The 22,386-nt window shown below is 43.9% G+C and carries 21 protein-coding genes, 1 tRNA gene and 2 pseudogenes; 13 read left to right on the top strand and 11 right to left on the bottom strand.

What is annotated here, in order from left to right:
• Positions 1-7: 7 nt before the first annotated feature.
• Positions 8-223, bottom strand: a complete 216-nt coding sequence (locus tag TT12_RS09775; protein ID WP_045454368.1) for a hypothetical protein — start codon at positions 221-223, stop codon at positions 8-10.
• 196 nt (positions 224-419) lie between these two features.
• Between TT12_RS09775 and TT12_RS09770 the strand changes: the two genes are divergently transcribed.
• Positions 420-647, top strand: coding sequence for a helix-turn-helix domain-containing protein (locus TT12_RS09770; RefSeq protein ID WP_045454365.1), 228 nt, complete (start codon positions 420-422; stop codon positions 645-647).
• Between the two features lie 428 nt (positions 648-1,075).
• On the opposite strand, the gene TT12_RS09765 is transcribed toward TT12_RS09770, so the two are convergent.
• Positions 1,076-1,150 (bottom strand) — tRNA-Gly (locus TT12_RS09765).
• A gap of 261 nt (positions 1,151-1,411) precedes the next feature.
• Here TT12_RS09765 and TT12_RS17345 point away from each other — a divergent pair.
• From TT12_RS17345 to TT12_RS09750, 5 genes and pseudogenes are all read left to right on the top strand, one after another.
• Positions 1,412-1,801 carry a thiamine pyrophosphate-binding protein gene (locus TT12_RS17345; RefSeq protein ID WP_243443573.1) on the top strand — a complete coding sequence of 130 codons (390 nt, stop codon included), beginning with the start codon at positions 1,412-1,414 and terminating at the stop codon, positions 1,799-1,801.
• A complete protein-coding gene (locus tag TT12_RS17340; protein ID WP_243443572.1) occupies positions 1,795-2,382 on the top strand; it encodes a hypothetical protein in 588 nt (195 codons plus the stop codon). Before TT12_RS17345 ends, TT12_RS17340 begins: the two co-directional genes overlap by 7 nt.
• Positions 2,319-3,080, top strand: a complete 762-nt coding sequence (locus tag TT12_RS17335; RefSeq protein ID WP_243443571.1) for a thiamine pyrophosphate-dependent enzyme — start codon at positions 2,319-2,321, stop codon at positions 3,078-3,080. Before TT12_RS17340 ends, TT12_RS17335 begins: the two co-directional genes overlap by 64 nt.
• Positions 3,081-3,272: 192 nt before the next feature.
• Positions 3,273-3,608 carry a GlpM family protein gene (locus tag TT12_RS09755; RefSeq protein WP_227676529.1) on the top strand — a complete coding sequence of 112 codons (336 nt, stop codon included), beginning with the start codon at positions 3,273-3,275 and terminating at the stop codon, positions 3,606-3,608.
• Between the two features lie 213 nt (positions 3,609-3,821).
• Positions 3,822-5,609 (top strand): annotated as a pseudogene (locus tag TT12_RS09750) (potassium/proton antiporter).
• A 33-nt stretch (positions 5,610-5,642) separates the two neighbouring features.
• Here TT12_RS09750 and TT12_RS09745 read toward each other — a convergent pair.
• Complete coding sequence (locus TT12_RS09745; protein ID WP_243443570.1) at positions 5,643-6,494, bottom strand: LysR family transcriptional regulator; 852 nt, start codon at positions 6,492-6,494, stop codon at positions 5,643-5,645.
• Between the two features lie 280 nt (positions 6,495-6,774).
• On the opposite strand from TT12_RS09745, the gene speB reads away from it, so the two are divergent.
• The 7 genes and pseudogenes from speB to TT12_RS09715 all read left to right on the top strand — a co-directional run bounded on the left by speB (position 6,775) and on the right by TT12_RS09715 (position 15,351).
• Positions 6,775-7,743, top strand: a complete 969-nt coding sequence (speB, locus tag TT12_RS09740; RefSeq protein WP_045454362.1) for an agmatinase — start codon at positions 6,775-6,777, stop codon at positions 7,741-7,743.
• Positions 7,744-7,867: 124 nt separating this feature from the next.
• Positions 7,868-8,535 (top strand): annotated as a pseudogene (locus TT12_RS19130) (thiamine pyrophosphate-binding protein).
• A gap of 2 nt (positions 8,536-8,537) precedes the next feature.
• Positions 8,538-9,590: a thiamine pyrophosphate-dependent enzyme gene (locus TT12_RS17320; RefSeq protein ID WP_243443567.1), complete on the top strand. Its 1,053-nt coding sequence runs from the start codon at positions 8,538-8,540 to the stop codon at positions 9,588-9,590.
• Between the two features lie 50 nt (positions 9,591-9,640).
• The gene (dld, locus tag TT12_RS09730; protein ID WP_201606117.1) at positions 9,641-11,452 is read left to right on the top strand and encodes a D-lactate dehydrogenase; all 1,812 of its coding nucleotides are present in this window, start codon (positions 9,641-9,643) and stop codon (positions 11,450-11,452) included.
• On the top strand, positions 11,433-12,839 hold the full coding sequence (locus TT12_RS09725) for a YjiH family protein (RefSeq protein WP_045454359.1): 1,407 nt from the start codon (positions 11,433-11,435) through the stop codon (positions 12,837-12,839). The genes dld and TT12_RS09725 overlap by 20 nt, the downstream gene beginning before the upstream one ends.
• 179 nt (positions 12,840-13,018) lie before the next feature.
• Entirely contained in the window at positions 13,019-14,554 is a 1,536-nt protein-coding gene (locus TT12_RS09720; protein WP_227679037.1) for an aldehyde dehydrogenase family protein, read from the top strand.
• A gap of 185 nt (positions 14,555-14,739) precedes the next feature.
• Positions 14,740-15,351, top strand: a complete 612-nt coding sequence (locus TT12_RS09715) for a TetR/AcrR family transcriptional regulator (RefSeq protein ID WP_045454357.1) — start codon at positions 14,740-14,742, stop codon at positions 15,349-15,351.
• Positions 15,352-15,541: 190 nt separating this feature from the next.
• Here the strand turns inward: TT12_RS09715 and TT12_RS09710 are convergent, their stop codons facing one another.
• The 8 genes from TT12_RS09710 to TT12_RS18460 all read right to left on the bottom strand — a co-directional run bounded on the left by TT12_RS09710 (position 15,542) and on the right by TT12_RS18460 (position 22,371).
• Positions 15,542-16,195, bottom strand: a complete 654-nt coding sequence (locus tag TT12_RS09710) for a DsbA family oxidoreductase (protein ID WP_045454354.1) — start codon at positions 16,193-16,195, stop codon at positions 15,542-15,544.
• 28 nt (positions 16,196-16,223) lie between these two features.
• Positions 16,224-16,778 (bottom strand): carboxymuconolactone decarboxylase family protein, encoded by a 555-nt coding sequence (locus TT12_RS09705; RefSeq protein ID WP_045454350.1) that lies wholly within the window; start codon positions 16,776-16,778, stop codon positions 16,224-16,226.
• Between the two features lie 236 nt (positions 16,779-17,014).
• The gene (locus tag TT12_RS09700) at positions 17,015-17,824 is read right to left on the bottom strand and encodes a sterol desaturase family protein (protein WP_045454347.1); all 810 of its coding nucleotides are present in this window, start codon (positions 17,822-17,824) and stop codon (positions 17,015-17,017) included.
• Positions 17,825-17,834: 10 nt separating this feature from the next.
• A complete protein-coding gene (locus TT12_RS09695; protein WP_045454344.1) occupies positions 17,835-18,473 on the bottom strand; it encodes a CDP-alcohol phosphatidyltransferase family protein in 639 nt (212 codons plus the stop codon).
• 64 nt (positions 18,474-18,537) lie between these two features.
• Positions 18,538-19,068 (bottom strand): ATP-binding cassette domain-containing protein, encoded by a 531-nt coding sequence (locus tag TT12_RS09690; protein ID WP_243443566.1) that lies wholly within the window; start codon positions 19,066-19,068, stop codon positions 18,538-18,540.
• A gap of 200 nt (positions 19,069-19,268) precedes the next feature.
• Complete coding sequence (locus TT12_RS09685; protein ID WP_227679034.1) at positions 19,269-21,056, bottom strand: ABC transporter permease; 1,788 nt, start codon at positions 21,054-21,056, stop codon at positions 19,269-19,271.
• Positions 21,053-21,580, bottom strand: a complete 528-nt coding sequence (locus tag TT12_RS18465) for an ABC transporter substrate-binding protein (protein ID WP_279378867.1) — start codon at positions 21,578-21,580, stop codon at positions 21,053-21,055. Before TT12_RS18465 ends, TT12_RS09685 begins: the two co-directional genes overlap by 4 nt.
• On the bottom strand, positions 21,550-22,371 hold the full coding sequence (locus TT12_RS18460) for an ABC transporter substrate-binding protein (protein WP_279378866.1): 822 nt from the start codon (positions 22,369-22,371) through the stop codon (positions 21,550-21,552). Before TT12_RS18460 ends, TT12_RS18465 begins: the two co-directional genes overlap by 31 nt.
• Between the last annotated feature and the right edge of the window lie 15 nt (positions 22,372-22,386).

Below are 22,386 nucleotides of genomic sequence, written 5' to 3'. Positions count from 1 at the left end.
CCTTTTATTACTGAAGTGCCATACCGTTGATGGCGCTCATAACCGGCTTACACATATCTTCTTCAATACGCTCCCAGACATATAAAATCTTGCGACCGCCGAAAGGGCGGATGTAATGAATGTTCTCAATCAAAACAGTGTCTTTCATTTGATTGCGGATAGTACGTGGGTCGTACTTGATACGTTCGGCTAGCTCATCAGTTGTTAAATAAGTATTGCTCATGATATTTACCTCTTTTCAGTTATTAAGTCATCGCATTAAGTGATAGAATAAAAATTATTTTATTAACCTGTAAAAATGCATCTTGAAGGAATCAGTTAATATTTACCCGCTTAGAGGTAATTAATAACCGATTTGTGTACTATATTATCTTTTTACCTCAATGTAAAGCATTTTTACCCGAAAAGAGGTATTAATTATGATTGTGTCTAAACTTCCTGTGATTCTGGCAGAGAAAAAACTGCGCGTAGCAGATGTTGTAAGAGCAACAGGCATGAGCAAATCAACGCTTCATAAACTATATAATGAAGAGTCCTCAAGAATTGATTTCAATACTATTGACCAGTTATGTGAGTTTTTAGATGTGCAGGTGGGTGACTTATTTATTTACAAGCCAAATGTTAAAGATGATGATGAAGAATCTTGAAAACTATCAAACAGAAAATATATATGCAGAGAAATAAGTGGCAAAGCCATATATACAAGGCACTTCAAAGCATAGAATTAAGGTTGGGGTTATTTTTTATATTTACTTTTCCATGATTTGGTCACGTTTTGGTCACGCTATGAGCTCAATTTATAAAAGCAGTGGAAAAGCAAAAACGATGCTAATAAAATATTTCTTAGCATCGTTTTTTATAAAGGTAAGAATAATAAGTTGGGGTCGATTACAAAATCAGTGTTTATAGCGTGGACACGAAATGGTCACGTTTTGGTCACGGTGCTGATTTTTGAGCTTTTAATATGTTAGTTAAACTTAGCAATTAGACTGAGTCACTCATACTGAAAAACACTACAACCCCCGAAAATTGGATAAAAAAAAGCCTCACTGTTAAGTGAGGCTTTTTAAGTATTTGGAGCGGGAAAAGAGATTCGAACTCTCGACCCCAACCTTGGCAAGGTTATGCTCTACCACTGAGCTATTCCCGCTAATTATCAATTAACTATCGTCAGTTGATGAAGGCGTATTATACGCAGTTTTTTGAACGTGTCAACAGTTAGTATGAAAAAAAGTAAAAGATAGTAAATTGGCATATTATCCTAGCCTTCATCTATGATATAACAGATTGTTGTAATCTATATTCCAAAAGCTTTGCTTTCTATAAATAGGCTGGAATACAGTTTTATAATGACTTTAACCATATTAATCATTTTCATGATTTATAAAGATAACACTTAAGGATAAGTACTATGAGTCAAAAATATACCATCGCTGATTATTTGTTTGATCGTGTCGCAGAAGCAGGCGCGTCAGAGATATTTGGCGTACCTGGTGATTTCAACTTAACTTTTTTAGACAATATTATCGCCTCTGATAAGTTGCGCTGGGTGGGTAACACCAATGAGTTAAATGCAGGTTACGCAGCGGACGGCTATGCACGTGAGCGCGGCTTTGCGGCGATGGTGACGACCTTTGGGGTGGGAGAATTGTCAGCGATTAACGCGACCGCAGGCTCTTTTGCTGAGTATGCACCAGTGCTACATATCGTGGGCGCGCCAAGTACGGCTCTACAAGATTCAAAGCGCCGCATCCATCACTCACTTGGTGATGGCGTGTTCAATCATTTTATTAAATGGTAGAGCCGGTCACGGTAGCACGAGCGCAGCTTACCCCTGAAAATGCTGCCTCAGAAATCGACCGTGTGATTCGCTTAATTCTTAAAAAACATCGCCCAGGCTATCTGTTACTATCGCCTGACGTTGCTCGTCAACCTATTTATCCGCCGACTACAAAGCTTGTTGATAGCCAAGAAGACATCACCAGTCAAGCAGCATTGGCAGATTTTAAACAAGCGCTCATAGAGTTTCTGCCAAACAAAACCACGACGCTGATGGCAGATTTGATGGTGCATCGTTTAGGGCTGCAAAATCAGCTTAAGGCATTGATTGCCGATACGGATATTCCTTATACGACGTTGTCATGGGGCAAAACTTTGCTTGACGAAAATAGTGAGCGCTGGGCAGGGACTTATGCTGGCGTGGCATCACGTCCCGTGGTCAAGGATGCAGTCGAAAACTGTGAGTGCTTAATAAAAATAGGTGTGCAATATACCGATACTACGACGCAGGTTTTAGCCAAGATATTGATGAAAATACAGTGGTTGATTTGCATTATGAGCGCGCGAGCATTGCTGGCAAAAATTTTGCGCCCATTGCTCTAAAAGACGCCCTAAAAACGCTACATGAAGTCTTGATCTCAGATATTAATATTGTGCCAAAGCCGTTCTGTAAAGAAGTCAAGCCGCATGAGCAGCAGGGTAAAGATGATGAGGCTATTCTTCAAGAGGATCTATGGCATATCATTGCCGATCATCTAGACCATAATAATTTGGTGTTTGCAGAACAGGGAACGGCGTATTTTGGCATCAGTGATGTGCGTTTACCAGAAGGCGTGACTTGTTATGGACAACCAATGTGGGGTTCGATTGGCTATACGTTGCCGGCAAGTTTGGGTGCGGCTATTGCATCGCCAAACAAGCGCAGTGTTTTATTGATTGGTGATGGCTCAGCATTATTGACCATTCAAGAAATCGCGGTGATGATTCAAGAGAATATCAATCCAGTGATTGTACTGATTAATAATGATGGCTATACCGTGGAGCGGGCGATTCATGGTGAAAACCAGCGCTATAATGACATTCCTAAGTGTAACTGGCAGATGATGCCAAAAGCTTTTGGTGCTACCGATGATAATAGTCTGCTGCTAAAAGCAGAAACAGCAGGCGAGTTAAAAGCGGCTCTTACGCAAGCAGCGGCTGTAAAAGACAAGTTGGTTATGTTGGAGGTCATCGCTGATAAGCATGATATCCCGCCACTACTCGCCGATATCAGTGCCGCACTTAAGCCAAAAAACGATTGAGTGAGTAATAAAAAACTCGCTTCATAGAAATGAACAGCCCCATTTAGCATTATTGCTAGATGGGGCTTTTTGCACTTTTTTATCATATAGATTAATTAGTCAGCTATTGCTCTTATGTCGGTTTGCAGACTTTAGTATCATGGTGGATTGGGCTATTTCCAGCCTTATCATTCCATAGGAGATAACCCCGTCGTGATTTGGTTAAAAATGCTTATCGGTGCTCTAATGGTATTGGCGATTCAATTATTCGCGCAAACCAGATTTTTTTATTTGGCAGCACTCGCGCCACTGTTCCCCACATTTACGTTAATCAGTCACTTTATTGTTGGTACTGAGCGTAGCCCCGCTGATTTAAAAGTCGCATTAATATTTAGTATGCTCGGTGTCATACCGCACCTTATTTATACCTTTGTGGTGTTTTTTAGCATCGGTTACGTCAGCTTATATAAGGCATTACTGTTCGGCGTTGTCGCTTGGACAATAGCCGCAGCGATTCTGGTCCTTACATGGCAGTACATTCAGGCTTAGTTGTGGTTAGAAAAAAACGTAAACTCTGTCAAAGGGCAATATATCAACGGCATATATAAAATTCGGTACATATTTCTACAGATAATTTTTATAGATTCGGTCGTAGATGTTATTCTTAAGAGCGATTTTATGGTGTGACCTGTAGCAAACTAAAACTAAAATTATCGCGATAACTCCATTCATTACAATTTATAAAAATAGGGCTTAAAAAAGATGGATACCTTAAATATCATCTATCTCGTAGGGGCATTGTTAATTTTCGCCAGTATTATGGCAAGTACGTTATCGGCGCGCTTGGGCGTTCCTTTATTGTTGTTGTTTTTGATCGTAGGGATGTTGGCTGGCGAAGATGGTATTTTAGGTATCGAGTTCGCCCAATACGGGCTTGCTAATTTCGTTGGGCAGGCGGCTCTTGCTTGTATCTTGTTAGATGGTGGGCTACGCACGTCTTTTAAGTCATTTCGAGTGGGTCTCAAGCCTGCTATTACCTTAGCCACTTGGGGCGTACTTGCGACGGTAATGATACTGGGTATATTCGTCACTTGGCTACTCGATGTCGATTGGCGTCTTGGTTTATTGATGGCGGCCATTGTTGGTTCAACCGATGCAGCAGCGGTGTTTTCGCTATTGCGTAATGGCGGCGTCAAACTTAACGATCGTGTACAGGCTACATTGGAGCTAGAATCGGGCGCGAACGATCCTTTGGCTATTTTGCTGGTGACAGGATTAATCGCTTTAAATGTTGATCCCGCTGGACAGACAATACTGGGCTTTTTAGGGTTGTTATTACAGCAGCTTGGCTTTGGTTTGGGCATGGGCTTACTGTTTGGTTATTTATTGGCAAGGCTGTTACCAAAAATACACTTGGCAGAAGGTATGTATGCCATTTTGATTATGTCTGCTGGCTTGGCAGTTTTTGCCGCGACTAATCTCATCGGTGGCAGTGGATTTCTGGCAATTTATCTCACTGGTGTGCTAATTGGCAACCATAAAGTGCGCTCAACTGAGCATGTGATGCGGGTGATGGATAGCTTTGCGTGGTTGTCACAAGCGGTATTATTTGTGGTACTAGGGTTATTGGTGACGCCATCGCATGTGATTGATGTTTGGTATTACTCCGTCGCGATTGCTGCTTTTATGATTTTTATTGCTCGCCCTATTGCGGTCTATACCAGTGTGAAACCCTTTAAATTTAAAGACAGAGAAATCGGCTTTATTTCTTGGGTAGGTCTGCGCGGCGCGGTTCCTATTACACTTGCCATATTACCGGTGATGGCGGGAATAGATGGCGCTTTTATGTTGTTTGATATTGCTTTTGGCGTGGTGGTTTTGTCTTTGATTTTACAGGGAACGACCATTCCTTTTATGGCAAATTTATTCAAAGTGCGTATTCCTAGTAATAAAGACCCAGAAGAAGAGCATGAGGTTTGGGTATCTGACAAAGCAAGCATTACTTTATATGAGTTTGAAGTAAAGTCAGGGCATTTGCGATTGATCGTCATCCAATGGCCATCTCTAAGCGCATAAGCTAATGAAATCAGTGTCTTTGCCTTGGTACGCAGGCAGCATATTATCGTTGTTGATGAAAACACCAAGCTCAAATGCGGTGATAGGGTGTGGTATGCGATGACAGGGAACCACGCCACCCAAATTGCTAAGATTTTCAATGATACGACCCTTGACCATAAAGCCATGGATGATTTTTATGGCGATTGGCTGCTATCCCCAAGTGTGAAGCTTGGAGATTTGCCGTTTTTTACCAGTATTATGGCGTCTGAGTCGCTTGTCGATAAACTCAAATCCAAATCTGAGGACAGCGCCAAAAGCATGTGGGATCAAACGGTCGCTGAATATATCAATGATAGCTTAGAGATAAAGCCAGTATCGGGTGATACGGTCGATATCAATGACGAATGGTCGTTGGTCATAAAAGAAGTGGATGATAAAGGAAAGCTTAGAACGATTGGTTTAAAGCATCTAGAGCGATTAAAAGCAGGGTAGCTATGTAGCTATGTAGCTATTTGCCGCCATTATTCACAAAAGACGCGTCATTTGACTTAAAAACTCGGCGACTTGTTTGTGTAAGTTTTCTCGATAAGCCCAATGATGCTTGACCTCGTAACTGGCCTCATTGGGCAATAGTATTTTCATCAGCCCCATTTCTTCATAACGCTTGGCTAAATCATTAGGCAAGTAACCAACATGATGACCCGCCAAAATGAGCTGCGCAGTTGCCTCCATATGATAAGTGGTGGCACTCAAGGTTTTTGGACGGACATGATTGATACTCAAATCGGTAATATAGCCTCGTTTTATCCATGGATAGTTTTGTTCCAAATCTTCAAAAGTTAACCCTTCTGACCCATAAAACAATCGATGCTCGCGTCCACAGCAGACCACCTGCTTTTCAATAAATGCTGGCTGAAAAGTGAGTAGTGGTGGAAAACTGCCAAAATATCCCACACCAATATCACTCTCGTTGCTTAGCAGCTTCTCTAGCATGCTTTCAGGGCTTTGCACATCGATAGAAAAGTGAATAAGGGGATTGTCACGATAGCTAGCAGCCAAGCATTGGCGCAAGGCGTCATAAAAGAACGTCGGCATCTGATCAATGAGACACAGTCGGATATGACCGCCACGCACCGAATCCAATTGGCGAATATAGTGCAGTTGATGTTGAAAACTGGCAACCGCTTCAGTAAAACTCAAACAGGCTTCATAAACCGCTGCGCCATCTTCTGTCAGCTTAAAACCCGCGCGTCCGCGATGACAAAGCGTCATGCCTAAGCGATCTTCTAAATGGGTCAAATGACCACTAATGACAGAGGTCGTCACATTTAATCGAGACTGTGCGGCTGTCACGCCCTGACACTCTACAATCGCCATAAGCTACGCAAGGTTTTGATGTCTATTTTTATCAATTCATCTAGCATCGGTCATTATTCCTCAGTACCTATGATGTCTATCAAATAAATCTTCTATTTATCACTTTTCTAACATCAAATTTATATCAAACTTCTGATAATAACGGTTAAATCTAAATTACTACGAAAAACCAGAAGTTTACTTCTAAATTTTACCATGGTCTGACTTCAAATATTTAGGTATTGTCAAAGCATATAAAAAATTGCCTATTTTAAACAAACTGAAACAAGGATGTGATTTTATGAAATTCAATCAACCATTAAGCGGCAACGATATGCCAAGATTTGGCGGCTTTGCTTCTATGATGCGCTTGCCAACTCAAGCTGATGCAGAAGGGTTAGATGTGGCGTTTGTGGGTGTGCCTTTAGATATCGGTGCGTCAAACCGTAGTGGTGCGCGATTGGGTCCACGACAAATTCGTGATGAATCACGCATGATTCGTCCCTATAATGTCGCCACTCGTGCAGCGCCTTTTGAGTCTTTACAAGTTGCTGATATCGGCGACGTGCCTATCAATACTTTCAACTTGCTAAAAAGCATTGATATCATCGAAAAATTCTATACTGATAAAATCGTGAATTATGGGGCTATCCCATTGACTTTGGGCGGCGATCATACCATTGCCTTGCCTATCTTGCGTGCGCTTGCTAAAAAACACGGCCCTGTCGGCATGGTGCATATCGATGCGCATGCAGATATCAACGATGAGATGTTTGGCGAAAAAATCGCTCATGGTACACCGTTCCGCCGTGCTGTCGAAGAGAACTTAATCGATGGCAACCGTGTGGTACAGATTGGCTTACGTGGTACAGGCTATAGCGCCGAAGAGTTTGATTGGTCAACCCAGCAAGGCTTTCGTGTGGTGCCTGCCGAGGAATGCTGGTACAAGTCGCTGACACCATTGATGGCAGAAGTACGCGAAAAGCTCGGTGATGGCCCCGTCTATTTAAGTTTCGATATCGATGGTATTGATCCTGCGTTTGCACCGGGTACGGGCACTGCTGAAATCGGTGGCTTGACCTCAACGCAAGCAATAGAAATCATTCGCGGTATGCGCGGACTTGATGTGGTGGGTGGCGATTTAGTAGAAGTGTCTCCTCCTTACGACCCCTTTGGTAACACTTCAGTATTGGCGGCAAACTTGCTGTTTGAGATGTTATGTATCTTACCGGGTGTGCGCTATGACGATAAGGTAAAGGCGGTATATTAAGAATGATTTATAATCGCAAACTGCTTTTACCAAGCTGCTTTTTATAAGGGATTAAAGGGCAGCTTGGGTTTTGACACTGAACAACTTATTTAAACGCGATTGAACTTTTTAGGATGATTAACTCATGACGCAAACGCTTCAAACATCTTCTTCAGCGCCCGCCACGCCGTCTCTGACATGTGGTGAGTTGCTCGTACAGTGGCTAGAGTATTATGGGGTAGAGACCGTATTTGGTATTCCGGGTGTGCATACGGTCGAGCTATATCGTGGTCTGCCAAACACCAACATCCGCCACGTGACGCCGCGTCATGAACAAGGTGCGGGGTTTATGCTGATGGCTATTATCGCGCTTCTGCCAAAGTTGGCGTGTGTTTTATCATCACAGGTCCCGGTATGACCAACATCATGACGGCTATGGCACAAGCATTGGCTGACTCCATCCCGATGCTAGTGATTTCTAGTGTTAATAAAGTGGCAGATACGGGCAGCGGTGAAGGGCACTTGCATGAATTGCACGATCAGCAAGGCATGGTCAGCAAGGTAGCGCTCATGAGCAAAACCATCTGGCAGCCTGAATCGCTACCCAAGGTCATCGCTGAAGCGTTTGCATTATTTAATGGCGCACGTCCAGGGCCAGTGCATATCCAGCTGCCCATTGATGTGATTACCGCCGATGCCAGCCATGTCGCTAAGCCCTCTGATTATTTAAATAACTTTGCAAAAAATTCGACTGATGCACATGGTTTAACGTTACCTCAAGTAATGAGCCGCTGCCCAATCCTGCGCAATTAGATTTGATCGTTGAATCTCTAAAAGCGGCAAAAAATCCAGTGATACTTTATGGTGGTGGCTGCGTCGATGTTGATCATGACGCGCAAACCCTAGCAGAGCTTATCGATGCACCGACGTTTTTGACCATCAATGCCAAAGGTTTGCTGCCACCTAGCCACCCATTAAGTTTGGGTAGCAATCAGTCATTAGAGGCAGGTCGCGCCGTTATTGCTGAGGCTGATTGGGTATTGGCGATTGGTACTGAGCTGGGTGAGACTGATTATGATGTGTTCTTTAATGGCGAGTTTAAAATCAACGGTATGTTGATTCGTATTGACTGCGATGCCCAGCAATTACAGCGTCCTTTTAGAGCCGATATTGCCGTATTGTCCGATGCGCAAATGGCGGTAAGTGGTCTATGTAATCGTTTAAAGGGTCAGTCGTTAAATCATCAAGCGGTATCACGAGTAAATGAGGCAAAACAAGCACTATTAGCAGGAATGACACCAGACTTTGCTGGGCAAAATGCGCTACTTCAATTGATTCGAGATGAAGTGAAAGACGTCATCTTCGTCGGTGATTCAACGCAGCCTGTCTATAGCGGTAATCTTGGTTTTGAGGCATTGGCGACGCGTCGATGGTTTAATTCATCGACTGGATTTGGCACGTTAGGTTATGGTTTGCCTGCTGCCATTGGCGCTATGATTGGTTCAAACAGTCCGGTGGTCAGCTTGATTGGCGACGGAGGTATTCAGTTTACGATTGCAGAACTCATCTGCGCCGCCGAGCTTGAGCTGCCATTGATTGTGCTGCTGTGGAACAACCAAGGCTATGGCGAAATTCGTCGTTATATGGAAGAGGGTGGATTGCCACTAATCGGGGTTAATATTAAGACGCCGAACTTTGAGCCGCTGGCAGCAGGATTTGGTGCAGGTTATCGCAGAATCACAGCCAAACAGCAATTGCTCGACGCTTTAAAAGAAGATATCAAGGGCAAGCAACCCATCATCTATGAAGTTGATGAAGCCGATGACTTTTTGATTGAAATGGGTAAAACGTTTACCTGCTTTAGCTAATGTTAATACGTCAAATATAATAAAGGCTGGTCGCTCAAGGAAGAACGTCTATGATGCCACATTCTAACCGCTCGTCTGGTCGCTTGAGTACCTCGCTGGCAAGCTTATTAACGGATTTATCCGCCGTTGTTGGCGCGACCAATGTATTAACCAAACCCAGCCAGCAGCAGTCGTATACACAAGGGGCGATTGCTTCTATCACGGATGCTGTCGCGGCAGTTGTGATACCAGACTCTCTTGTGGCACTATGGCGCGTCATTAATCTCTGTGCGGCGGCTGATGCGATTATTATTGCACAGGCTGCTAACACAGGGTTGACCGGAGGCTCGACACCGTACGGAGAGTACGATCGAGCAGTCGTTGTGATTTCTATGCAACGATTGGGCGGTGTTCATCTGCTCAATGATGCAGCAGAGCTGGTTGCTTTGCCAGCGGCTAGCCTCCAGCAGTTGGAGTCTCAGCTTGCGCCGTTAGGGCGTGAGCCGCATTCAGTGCTGGGCTCTAGTTGTGTTGGTGCTTCGGTGATTGGCGGTATTTGCAACAGCTCTGGCGGTATGTTGGTGCAGCGTGGTCCGGCGTATACCGAGATGTCGCTATTTGCCAAACGTAATGCCATGGGAGAGTTTGAATTAATCAATCACTTGGGCATTGATTTAGGTGTCGATCCAGAAGAGATGCTTGGAAACCTACAAGCTGGCACGTTCAATAAAAATCCAGAGAGTGCCAACAGCAAGTCCTGTACAAACCATCATTATCAACACAAAGTGCGCGATTGCGAGGCAGACACGCCTGCTAGATTTAATAATGACCCTAACGGATTATATGAAGCCTCTGGTTCAGCAGGCAAAGTCATCGTCTTCGCAGTTCGAGTCGCGACATTTGCCAAACCGACGCAAGAGCAAACGTTTTATATCTCGACCAATGACGCCAATACTTTGACCACACTCAGGCAACAGTGGTTAAAAAGCGAGCTAAACCTGCCTATTTTGGCAGAATATATGCACAAAAATTACAACGATATTACCATGCGCTATGGTCGCGATACTTGTTTGATTATGCGAAAACTGCCAGCCAGTAAGATAGGAGCGTTGTATCGGTTACAAGCCAAGATTGGCTACTATTTGGATAAATGGCGACTGCCTCAGACTTTACCAGATCGGCTGCTACAAATGACTGGTGTTTTCATGCCGCCGTCATTACCCAATTCTTTGGCTGAGCAGGCGTGCTCCTATCGTTATCATTTAATCATTAAAGTCGCGGATGGCAATAATACGGACGATGATAATAGCGATGATAACGACAGTCATGGTCATATTGCCGCCGCCCAAGCATTTCTACAGTCCCATGTACAGCAGCATCAAGGCGTCATGCATCTCTGTACAGCAGCAGAATCCCAAGCATTATTGGTGTTTCGTAGTGCAGCAACCGCTGCCATGTTTCGTTATCACAATCTTAACCACACAAGGTTTGGCGAGCTATTATCTACCGACATTGCCTTACCAAGGAATGCCGTAGATTGGGATGAAGTGCTACCTATTAACTTACAAAAGCGGGTCAGTAAAACCTTTTATTTAGGGCATTTTTTCTGTCATGTCATGCATCAAGATTATCTGCTACACCCCGAGGTGGATGCAAAAAAATTCAAGGATGAGCTATTGGCGTTTTATGATCGACGTCGTATAGAGTACCCTGCTGAACACAACGTGGGTCATGTCTATACCGCAAAACCTGCACTACAAACTTTTTATAAAAAACTAGATCCGACCAATTCGCTAAACCCAGGCATTGGTCAGACAGCAAAATGGAAAAATTGGCGATCGTCGCCCATCAAGGAGGAATTAAATGACGAATTATCTCGATAAGTCGCAGCAACCGATATTAGGAAACGATGTTGTCGATTCAGAAACGCCGCAAGGAGAGCAGTGGCGTGCGTCAATGTGGAAGTTTTTATTGTTTTCAGCATTGGGCATTGCACTATTTATTATTCCGTTTCAATGGGACGGAAAGGTTACGATTTTATTGGGTGTGTTAACGGACGCTTTGCAAGCTTTGTTGGGTGGTTCTGTCGTTTATGTAGCAATGGCAATCGTGACGACATCCTTTCTTGGGGCATTGGCTGTGAAGGTGTTAAAGCCCAACCTACATGAAGACGCTATAGTCAAAAAACTCTTCGATGTTGATTGGTTTTGGCTCACTGCCCGATTGTTAGGGATGGTGTTTGTCTGGATGATTTATCTGCAAGTCGGTCCTGAGTTTATTATTAATCGTAATACAGGCGGCGTCATTTTCGAAGATTTGATTCCGATTTTGATTCCTTTATTTTTCTTCGCCATTTTATCGTTACCGTTTTTGACAGATTTTGGTTTGATGGAGTTTTTGGGCACACTGGCGAGCAAAATATTTGTCAAGCTGTTTAAGTTGCCAGGACGCTCAGCGGTAGATGCGATGTCCTCTTGGTTTGGCGCGGCTTCTATCGGTCTACTGGTGACCATGCAGGAGTATGATAAAAGCTACTATAGCCAGCGTGAAGCGGCGATTATCGCGACGACTTTTTCGGTGACTTCGATCGCTTTTACTTATGTCGTCGCCAAAACCATCGGCGTGGACGATAACTTTGTTTATTTTTATCTGACCATTGCTTTAACAGGCTTTATCGCTGCGATTATTATGCCGCGTATACCGCCACTTTCCTTAAAGCCTGATACCTATCATTCTGGCAAAAGTATGCTTGATGAAGGGATTCCTGCTCAGTACACGACCTACCAATGGGCAGTCAATCGTGCTGTGACGCGCGCGCACTCAATGCCAAGTCTGGGTCAAGTGTTCAAACGTAGTGTAAAAAATCTATTCGATATCTATTTTGGGCTAATCCCCGTGATTTTCGCAATTGGTACGATTGGTCTGGGCTTAGCCGAATATACGCCTGTGTTTAAATGGTTGTCTACACCGTTGGTACCGCTGCTTGATTTGTTACAGATTCCAGAGGCAGCAGAGGCGGCTCCAGCGATGATTATGGGCTTTGCGGATATGTATTTGCCAGCCTTGGTCGGTAAAAGTATTGAGAGTGAGATGACAAGATTCATCGTTGGTGCATGTTCTATTACTCAGATTATTTATATGTCTGAAGTGGGCGCGCTGATTTTGAAATCAAACATCAAGCTTAATGTGTTAGAGCTATTTATGATTTTTATTCTTCGTACTCTGATCAGTTTGGTGGTGATTACCTCAGTGGCGCATTTACTTTATTAGCCATGTAGCCAATATCAACCCAGCCTCTAGCATAACGATAATGTGCCAAATAATTGGTTTATTCTTTAGTTAGATAAACCGATTATTTAGCCAATGATTGACAGAGACACTTATAAATACAATTAAAGACAATAGGTATAACAACAATTATATCAAACCATATAAGGTAATTGACCATCATGGAAATGACGAATGCTAACATTTTAACGAGAGAAAGCGCCATACAAACGGTTCAAGATGAAGTGATGTTAAATGCAGCCTATATAGATGGCAAATGGATGACTATTGAAGCACCTGCTACCGATACTGCTGATTCTGATAGCTATGATTCGAATCATGATTCAAGTTATGATTTATATGATTCAAATTCGGGAACAATCATCGCTACCACTCGATTGTGTACCAAGACACAGGTAGAAATGGCAGTCAATGCGGCTTCTGCGGCGTACCCATCTTGGTCGCAAACCGACGTAAGCGCGCGTGCATCGTATCTCAATGCCATTGCCGAGACGATGGAGCAGCAGTTTGACAAATTGGTGGGATTGTCTGTGTTAAATAACGGTAAGCCCATTGAAGAGGCAAAAATAGACGTGAGTGATGCCATTGCCTGCTATCGCTATTATGCCAATCTCATCACAGAACAAGCGACTTGGTCGGAGGTATCCACCAGCGAGTCAGGCATACGCTTGCTAAAAACGTATGCGCCTGTTGGTATTTGCGCCCTTATTGTCCCATGGAATTTCCCAATGGTGACCACTGCTTGGAAGTTAGCCCCTGCATTGGCTGCAGGCTGTACGGTACTATTAAAGCCCTCCGAGGTGACATTATTGCCAGAGTTGATGCTGGGCAATATATTGTCTGCTATTAAACTACCGAAAGGCGTCGTTAATATTTTACCGGGTGCAGCTGAAGTGGGCGCTGCCATGACCTGCCATCCATTAATTGACAAAATTTCTTTTACTGGTAGCAACGCCGTTGGTGAAAAGGTAATGAGCCAAGCGGCAAAAGGTATCAAGGATATCAGCCTAGAGCTGGGCGGTAAGTCAGCCATCGTCGTATGTGCAGATGCTGATATCGACCACGCTTGTGATTTAATCATCGGTGGCATATTTACCAATGCCGGTCAGATCTGTTCAGCCACCTCAAGACTGCTTGTTCATGAAAGCATTGCTCAGTCGTTGTTCGACACATTAAAAGTTAAGACAGAAAGTCTGAAAATCGGTGATGGCTTTGACACTGATACGCAAATGGGTTCACTGGTTAGTGAGCAGCAACTAAATCAAGTAAAAAAATATTTCGACCTTGCTGCTGCCGAAAACCTGACTTGTCTCACAGGTGGTGAGGTCTTAAATCGGCAAGGGTATTTTGTGATGCCGACGATTTATACCAATGTTCCAGTGACCAGTCAGTTATGGACAGAAGAGGTTTTTGGGCCGGTACTAGTGAGTCAAACGTTTACCGACCATGCAGAGGCGATTTCTTTAGCCAATGATAGCCAGTTTGCTTTGGCCGCGAGCATTGTCAGCGCTGATGAAACGGCGGCCGTAGAGATGGCGCTACAGATTCAAGCAGGTCATATCTGGATCAATGAGCAACAAATTGTACTGCCAGAGTCAGGATGGGGCGGCTTTAAGCAAAGCGGTATCGGTCGTGAGCTGGGCGTAGATGGCTTGTCTGCGTATCAAAAAAGTAAGCATGTGCTGTTGAGTCATTAAACGTTGGGTGCTTTCATATCTTATTTAGCCAGTGACATTGTTACCAATGGCTAAATAAGATATTTGCTTTGTAAATTAACTTTACTGGACTAAGAATGCCATTCGATATAAAATTGAGCAATCATTCAAATTTTATCGCTGTGCTTATTTTTATATGAGATTACAGCTTTTGAGATGGAAAAACTATGTCACGTACCGCACTTTATAACCGTCAGGATGCCTTAGAACGCGCGTTACAGCTTTTTTGGCAAAAAGGCTTTCATGCTACTTCGTTAAAAGACATAGAAGAGGCGCTCGATATGCGTCCAGGAAGCATTTACGCTGCGTTTGGCAGTAAAGATGGATTATTTCAAGAAGCGTTAGACTACTATGCTCGCCTAGGTTTGAGTGAGCTTGAGCGGGTAATGGGCGCTTATCAATCGCCGCTGTTGGGGTTAGCCGCTTTCGTGCGTCAGCTGGGCGGTATTCGTGATAAAGGGCTGCCGAGTCAGGCTTGCATGTTGGTCAAAAGCTTACTGGAGCTTGGTGCTCGTGAGCAGACAGCGCTACAAAAAGTTGAAATGCTGCTGGCAGGTATGGAGCTGCGTTTTATAAATTACTTTAACGAAGCACAGCGGCTGGGTGAATTGGATAGTAAGTTGGATCCGACTAGGCTTGGACGACGACTACAGGCGGAAATCATGGGGCTGCGTGCTTTTGCGCAGCGTGATGTCGAGAGTGCAGCGGTGCAAGCGTTGGCTGAAGATATGGCGCTCTCTATAGAAGCGCTGCGTATTGATGAGCCTGTTGGCGAGTAGTGCATGTTGACTATTTGCAAATAAGCACTGCTAAAGGGTTATTGCCGATTAAGTAAGGCTGATTGCTAAGATGTTTTTGGTATGAAAAAAGGGTTTTAGAGTTACTGTATAGTCTCGGGCTATACAGTAACTCTAACCCTTAGCTTTTCTAAAACTCTCAGCTTTAAAGACTAAACCATGACTTCATGGTTTAGTCTGGCATGTCAGCTAACTGCTGCAAAATGCTTTTATAATTTTCAATACCTTGTGCGCCGCTAATTAAATGACGCTCATTGAAAACCATAGATGGCACACTTTGAATGCCTTGTTGCTGCCAATGCTGCTTTTCTTTTTCTACCGCTGCAGCAAATCGCTGCTCTTCTAAGACCGCTAATGCTTCGCTACGATCCAGTCCAACATCGGCCGCAACATCGGCAAGCACACTATAATCTGATATATTTTGATTATCGACGAAGTGTGCGACGAACAATGCTTGCTTTAGCTCGTGCATACGCCCTTGTTGATCAGCCCAATGCAGCAACTGATGCGCATTAAAAGTATTGTAAGTACGAAAGTCATCGGTAAACTGAAAATTAAATCTAGCTTCAGCACCTACTTCTGTCATTCTAGCTCGGTTCTCTTGAATGTCCTCAGCAGTCGTACCGTACTTCTCCATGATATGCTCACGATAGTTTCGTCCTTCGTGCGGTGTATTAGGATTTAACTCAAATGGATGCCAGTGAATCTCGTGTGGAGTGTTGGTTTGTTTTAATGCCTCGGCTAGTTGACTATAGCCGATAGCGCACCAAGGGCAGACCACGTCTGACACGATATCTATTCGTAATGGTTCTTTTAAATTACTCATAGTGGCTCCTTATTTGGTTCTTATATAATTAGACAGCTTTATGCCATTCAAACTTTTGGAAAGGCTTGTCGATTGGCGTGTTGGCCAAATGGTTGGTGTAGTTACTCATCACTTTTTGAGCCGCTGCAAGAACCACTTCCAAAATCTGACGTTTAGTAAAGCCTGCATCTAAGAACGCTTGCACTGCGTCATCATTTACATTACCACGATCACGAACGACCGATAGCGTAAAGTCGCGTAATGCTTCTAGTTTTGCAGTTGGTAGAGGTGTCTCATTACGTAATGCTTCAGTAATGGCGTCGTCTACTTTCATGCTTTTTGCGATACCAGTATGAGCGGGTACACAGTAATGACACTCATGTTCGACGTTGATGGTTTGCCATACGACCGTGACTTCCTCATCATCAAAACTGCTGTCTAAAAACAACTGATGCAGACGTTGATAGCCTTCGAGCAAGCCAGGCGCTTCAGCCATGACGGCATGTAGATTAGGTACCATACCAAACGCTTTGATAGAAACGTCAAGTAAGTCTTTGCTTGCTGCTGGGGCTGTGTCTTTGTCGTGTAGGGTAAATTCAGTCATATTAAAACCTTTTAATCATTATTAGTGAATTTTTATAAAAGTAAGTGTATAAGCGACTTGAGAACCTATTATATAGTTGAGTGAGTACTCAATTATATAAGTGAGATTTTCGTGAGTCGCTCAACAACTGCAGCCACTATAATCCATTTTGAGCAATCGTTCAAATAATATTTGAGAGAATGCTCAAGTTGTTTGTAAATTTCGTTTACATTCAAAGCTAGGCGGCATCACGACAGTTATTTGTTTTTCTTAACCAAATTATTGCTAAATGGCATGGTTAACAATCCCCATAGCGAGGCATTTTGTTTGGCTGCTGGGTATTCTTTTAGCCCAATATCTAGCTCATTATCAGACTGCTTTGCTTTACCCTTATAACTACCAAAAATCCAATCCCACCAAATGACACTAAAACCATAGTTTGAGTTGGTCTCACTAACGCGTTGGCTATGGTGAATACGGTGCAAAATCTGCGTCATTAATATTAAGCGCAGCGGTTTTTCAAGCGCAGGTGGCAGGCGAATATTGGCATGGTTAAATATCGCTAAGCCATTTAACGCAATCTCAAATATCAATACGGCGATGGCAGGAACGCCCAACAAGCTGACGGCAACGAGCTTTACTAGAATGCTTAAAATGATTTCAATGGGATGAAACCTAAGCCCTGTGCTGGCATCAACATGCGCATCAGCGTGATGGACTTTATGTAAACGCCATAGCATAGGCACGCGGTGAAATAATCGATGCTGCCAGTAAATGATGATGTCGAGCAATATCAAGCTTAGTATGACGACGACAATGCTTGGCAAATTGATGATATTAAATAGACCAATGCCATGCTGCTGATTATACAGCGCCACAGCCGTTAGACCGACAGGCACCGCTAGACGAGCAATAACTGACGAGATAAAAACCAAGCCAAAGTTAGCGAACCAGCGTTTGCTGCTTTTGATCGGTGCTTGACGTGCAGGCATGCGCCATTCTATCAGCATCATAATCACTAAAATGCTTAAAAAGAACCCAAGCCGCCACCATACTTCGTTAGTCATTAGCTGCCTCTTAACTTATTCTATTTTTATCTATTTCTAGCTGTTTAAGGGTATGGTAGCCGCCATGGATACGGGTAAAAATCGTAATCGCGCAAGCAGTGGCAAAGATGCTGGCGAGTAATACAAAGTGCTGTGGCCACAGGCAAAAAGCGACAAACAGTGCGATGGTTTCGGTGCCCTCAGTCAAACCGTTTAAATAATAAAAGCTTTTATATTTAAACTGTGGTTTATCCAGTGTAAACTTTTCCGCAGCAATGGCAAACGCTAAAAAGCTAGAGCCTGTGCCAATAAAGGTCGCGAGTAATAAAGCGCCAGCAATGGCATTCTGTTCAGGATTTGCCAAGATAAAACCCAGCGGGATGGCGGCATAAAAGAGAAAGTCGAGCGTAATATCTAAATAGCCGCCTGCGCTAGAGCTTTGCTTTGCATAACGGGCTAAAGCGCCATCAAGACCATCAAAAATACGATTCAATGCAATGGCTGCCAGTGCGCCATACCAAAGCTCAAATGCGAGTAACGGCACCGCTAACATACCGATTAAAAAGCCTGCCACCGTGAGTTGATCAGCCGTAATACCGCGTTTGTGCAAGACAACGACGACAGGGCTTAGTATCGGCTTAATCATGGGCGTAAGAAATTTATCTAGCATGCGCTTGCCTTTTGTATTTCGCTTTGACGTTTAAGACTTTATGTATAAAACGATAACTCTAAAACTACAGTTCTAAATGAATGACTTTACCGTTTGCGGCTTCGGCATCGCTATAATCGTGGGTGACCATGATGGCGGGAAGTTTATGAGTGCGAATTTGCTCAAATACCAGTTGCCGCGTATCTACTCGAAGTTGGGTATCAAGCTTGCTAAAAGGCTCATCGAGTAGTATCGCTTTTGGTGCGCTGAGCAAGGTGCGCAGTAGCGCCACTCGTGCTTGTTGTCCGCCCGATAAATTATCGGGATGGCGATTTCCCATGCCTGCTAAACTAACTTGTTCAAGTGCCTGCTCTATTTTTTTACGGCGCTGTTTTCTATCACTTTTAGGCATCGCAAAAGCAATATTACCTGCGACCGATAAATGCGAAAACAGTAGGGCATCTTGATACAGTACCCCAATATGACGCAGGTGCGTCGGCAGATGGCTTACCTTTTCATCATTTAACCAAACCTCACCAGTAGCGTTAAAACCGTTTGGTAAAGTACCTGTTAGCCAGTTCAATAAGCTTGATTTACCACTGCCAGATGGACCCATGATGGTTAGTATTTCACCACCAGCAATCTGCTCATCTACTGAGTAGTAGCTCGCCTTGTCGATATAACTGCAAGTTTTTTATCTGTAAAGAGGATTGCATCAAGAGCCCTTTATCTGCGTTTTTATAATGAGTTGTTTTTCAAAATCAGTGCTATTTAGAATCAGTGCTCTTCAAAACGAATGTATTTTAAAAAACAGTTTTAACGGCTGCTATTTTTACCACTTTTAAAGAAGTACTTTGGCAATACCCACGCCAATATAAAGCCAATTAACGGTAGCGCCATTTGGATGATGGCATACACCGCACTGGTGCGTCTACTGGCACCATTAGCGAGGGTTACGGCTTCTGTGGTGATGGTGGCGATACGTCCGCCACCTGCTAATAATGTCGGTAAATATTGACCGAAGCTAATCGCTAGACCAAGAGCAATGGCAATCAAAATCGGCGCAAACAGTTGTGGTAATTTCACCTGCAAAAATACTCTAGCAGGAGTTGCACCAAGGCTCGCGGCTACATGAGCAAAACGAGGGTCTAGACGCCTGTAACTACTGGCAAGCGATAAAAACACATAGGGCAGCACAAAGAGCAGATGGGTAAATGCCACATTAAAAAACGCTGTTTGATTATTCAGCAGTTGCTGTAGCCAAACTAACCCAAATAAAAAGGCAATGCTGGGCACTAACAGCGGAAAATAGATAATGAAACTGGTAAATGTTGAGAGTGGTTTTTTACTTAATTGCTCCGCTTCTAAACACAATAAAGTCAGCATAATGGCAAATACCGTACTCACGATACCGATTGTAATGGTATTAAATAACGGCGTACCCATTTGCGTAAAGGCACTTTGGAAGTGCAATAACACCAACTGCTCTGGCAATACGGCGGGAAAGCGCCAAAAACCAGCCACTGACCACATTGCTAGACCAATGAGCGCTAGCAAGATAAAGCCAATTACCACAGTGGTCAACGCTGCGGTGATTTTTTGCCATATGACATCGGCATAGTGGCGCTTACCATTTATCAACGTGCCATTAAAGCAAGTTTTTATCGCTTTCTCAGCACCCAGCCACAAAGCGATTAAACCACCCGTCAACGCCAGCTGTAATAACGCGCCCGCCGAGGCTTTTATACGTAAGTTTAAATCAACATCGTTAAACCATTGCATGATAGTGACCGCCAGTGTTGGCGGCGTGTTTGGACCGAGTATCAATGGCATCTCGACACTGGCACTGGCATAGGCAAGCACGGCTAAGATAGGCAAACGTAAAAAAGGATAGAGGACAGGAAGTACCGCTTTAAAAAAGGCAGTAATGGGGTAATAGCCGAGATTTAGCGCGACTTTATACTGCCGCCGTAGCTTTTTACCAAGCTCTGGTTGTGCCAAAGCGCCTAGTGCCATGAGTAATAAAAATGGCAGCTCTTTTAAGGTTAAACCTAAGATAATACTGATGCCGTAGGGGTCATGTGGAAATATACCGTCTGGAGCCAATTCCCAGCCACTTAGCCATGGTGATATAAGGCGTGAAAACATACCAGAAGGCGCAATTAAAAAACCAACGGCGATGGCTGCTGCTGCATGAGGAATGACCAAGATTGGACTAAGTAAATGCTCAATACGGTTCAGCCAAACGCTATTAAAAAATGCCGCCAATATCATTAAGGTCATGACAAAAGCGAGTAGCGTGCTGATTAATCCAGTAGCGATGCTTAAAGCAACCATTTGAGTAAGACCAGGCGTCTGCCAAAGATCATGAAAGCCTTGTAGACTAACAGTCGTTTGCTCAAGTGCAAGCACCCAGCTAAAGGCAGGCAACAGCACGCAAACCAAACCACCGAGTACCGGTAATATCAGTAGCAGCAGTAAAAATGTCGGACTCAAGGAGACGATACGCGTAAATAGATCAGTTTTATAAGGCGCGGTTATGCCAGTAATTATTGCAGAATGGACTTTTTCCTTTGCCGTTTTATTATTGTAATCTGTACTCATGGGCTAACCCCATAACGCGCTTGCCAGCCTTGCTTGATGGCATCGACCCAGCTTGGATGTGGTTCACTCACAGTACGTTTGATGCTATCAAAGGGCAGGGCGCTAGGGTGTGGTTTATTGTCTTTGAATAGCGCTTGTTGCTCAGGGCTGAGCGTAGAGGGAACGAGTACCATTTTATCACCCCATATAGTAGGAGTTTGCTTTTTGGCCTGTGCTTCTGGGCTCAGCAAAAAGTTGGCGACCAGCTGCGCGGCTTGCGGATGGCTAGCGTTATAAGGAATGGCCACAAAATGGGTGTTACTTAAGCTGCCATCACTCATTGCATAGCTACGAATGCTCTCGGGTAAATCGTAACGCTGCACGGCCGCGGGCACTTCAGGTGCAGAAAAAGTAAAGGCCAAGCTCAGCTCGGTATCATCGACCAAACGCCGCATGTGCGCGCCCGTTTGCACAAATTGCTCACCCTTACGCCATAGGGCAGGATGTAAGTCATCTAAAAATGCCCATAAGGGAGCCAATACCAAATCTGTATTTTGCTCAGTGCTGGCAGGTTGAGCTGTGCCTTGATATTTTCGCCTGTCTTAGCATCATGTTGCTCGTGTAGCATGACTAAGGCATACTTTAAAAAGCTCATTCCTAAAAAGTCAGGCGGCTTTGGATAGCTAAAGCGTCCAGGATTTTGCGCGGTCCAATTAATCAGCTGATTTAAAGTGGTTGGTGGCTTATTCGTTGATAAACTGTCGTAATAAAAAGTCAACGAAGCTTGTCCCCATGGCGCTTCCATGCCATTGGTCGGCACACCAAAATCAAAGTTAACGGCAGGATTATTCTCTGGATCGGTCAAGGCAAAGTTAGGGAGCTTATTTGCCCACTGTTTCAGTAATAATGAATTCTCACTCATGGTGGCAAAGTTGGCACCATTTATCCAGATGAGATCTACGCTGCCTTTATCGTTGTTATTGGCAGACTTTTCCGCGAGTACGCGACTGACGGCTTCACTGGTGTCGCTCAATTTGACATGGACTAAATTAATATTGTATTTATCATCGACTTGCTTGGCGGCCCATTGTAGATAGGCATTTATCTGTGGATCACCGCCCCATGCATAAAAGTAGACATCTTGGTTTTTACCTTGCGCCTCTATCTGCTGCCAATGCGAGGGCTCTTTAGTGCTGGTAACGGTAATGGATGAAGCGGTGCTGGCAGAGATGCTGGAAGAAATAACCGTACAAATGCTAAGCGCTACAGCATAGGCGCTATAGCGGCTTAGGTTTTTTAACATGGTCAAAGCGGGCAGAGATTTGATAACGTACATTTAAGTTTCCGTTAT

This window comes from Psychrobacter sp. JCM 18903 (assembly GCF_000586475.1).
Taxonomy (GTDB): Bacteria; Pseudomonadota; Gammaproteobacteria; order Pseudomonadales; family Moraxellaceae; genus Psychrobacter.
Note: the sequence above shows the minus strand (reverse complement) of the source record. Positions and strands in the feature narration are given on the sequence as shown.

What these genes read in the sequence shown, in the direction of transcription:
- TT12_RS09775 (WP_045454368.1), bottom strand. Translation starts at nt 223, where the DNA reads ATGAGCAATACTTATTTAACAACTGATGAGCTAGCCGAACGTATCAAG.
- TT12_RS09770 (WP_045454365.1), top strand. Translation starts at nt 420, where the DNA reads ATGATTGTGTCTAAACTTCCTGTGATTCTGGCAGAGAAAAAACTGCGC.
- TT12_RS17345 (WP_243443573.1), top strand. Translation starts at nt 1,412, where the DNA reads ATGAGTCAAAAATATACCATCGCTGATTATTTGTTTGATCGTGTCGCA.
- TT12_RS17340 (WP_243443572.1), top strand. Translation starts at nt 1,795, where the DNA reads ATGGTAGAGCCGGTCACGGTAGCACGAGCGCAGCTTACCCCTGAAAAT.
- TT12_RS09745 (WP_243443570.1), bottom strand. Translation starts at nt 6,494, where the DNA reads ATGGCGATTGTAGAGTGTCAGGGCGTGACAGCCGCACAGTCTCGATTA.
- speB (WP_045454362.1), top strand. Translation starts at nt 6,775, where the DNA reads ATGAAATTCAATCAACCATTAAGCGGCAACGATATGCCAAGATTTGGC.
- dld (WP_201606117.1), top strand. Translation starts at nt 9,641, where the DNA reads ATGATGCCACATTCTAACCGCTCGTCTGGTCGCTTGAGTACCTCGCTG.
- TT12_RS09725 (WP_045454359.1), top strand. Translation starts at nt 11,433, where the DNA reads ATGACGAATTATCTCGATAAGTCGCAGCAACCGATATTAGGAAACGAT.
- TT12_RS09720 (WP_227679037.1), top strand. Translation starts at nt 13,019, where the DNA reads ATGGAAATGACGAATGCTAACATTTTAACGAGAGAAAGCGCCATACAA.
- TT12_RS09715 (WP_045454357.1), top strand. Translation starts at nt 14,740, where the DNA reads ATGTCACGTACCGCACTTTATAACCGTCAGGATGCCTTAGAACGCGCG.
- TT12_RS09710 (WP_045454354.1), bottom strand. Translation starts at nt 16,195, where the DNA reads ATGAGTAATTTAAAAGAACCATTACGAATAGATATCGTGTCAGACGTG.
- TT12_RS09705 (WP_045454350.1), bottom strand. Translation starts at nt 16,778, where the DNA reads ATGACTGAATTTACCCTACACGACAAAGACACAGCCCCAGCAGCAAGC.
- TT12_RS09700 (WP_045454347.1), bottom strand. Translation starts at nt 17,824, where the DNA reads ATGACTAACGAAGTATGGTGGCGGCTTGGGTTCTTTTTAAGCATTTTA.
- TT12_RS09695 (WP_045454344.1), bottom strand. Translation starts at nt 18,473, where the DNA reads ATGCTAGATAAATTTCTTACGCCCATGATTAAGCCGATACTAAGCCCT.
- TT12_RS09690 (WP_243443566.1), bottom strand. Translation starts at nt 19,068, where the DNA reads ATGGGTCCATCTGGCAGTGGTAAATCAAGCTTATTGAACTGGCTAACA.
- TT12_RS09685 (WP_227679034.1), bottom strand. Translation starts at nt 21,056, where the DNA reads ATGAGTACAGATTACAATAATAAAACGGCAAAGGAAAAAGTCCATTCT.
- TT12_RS18460 (WP_279378866.1), bottom strand. Translation starts at nt 22,371, where the DNA reads ATGTACGTTATCAAATCTCTGCCCGCTTTGACCATGTTAAAAAACCTA.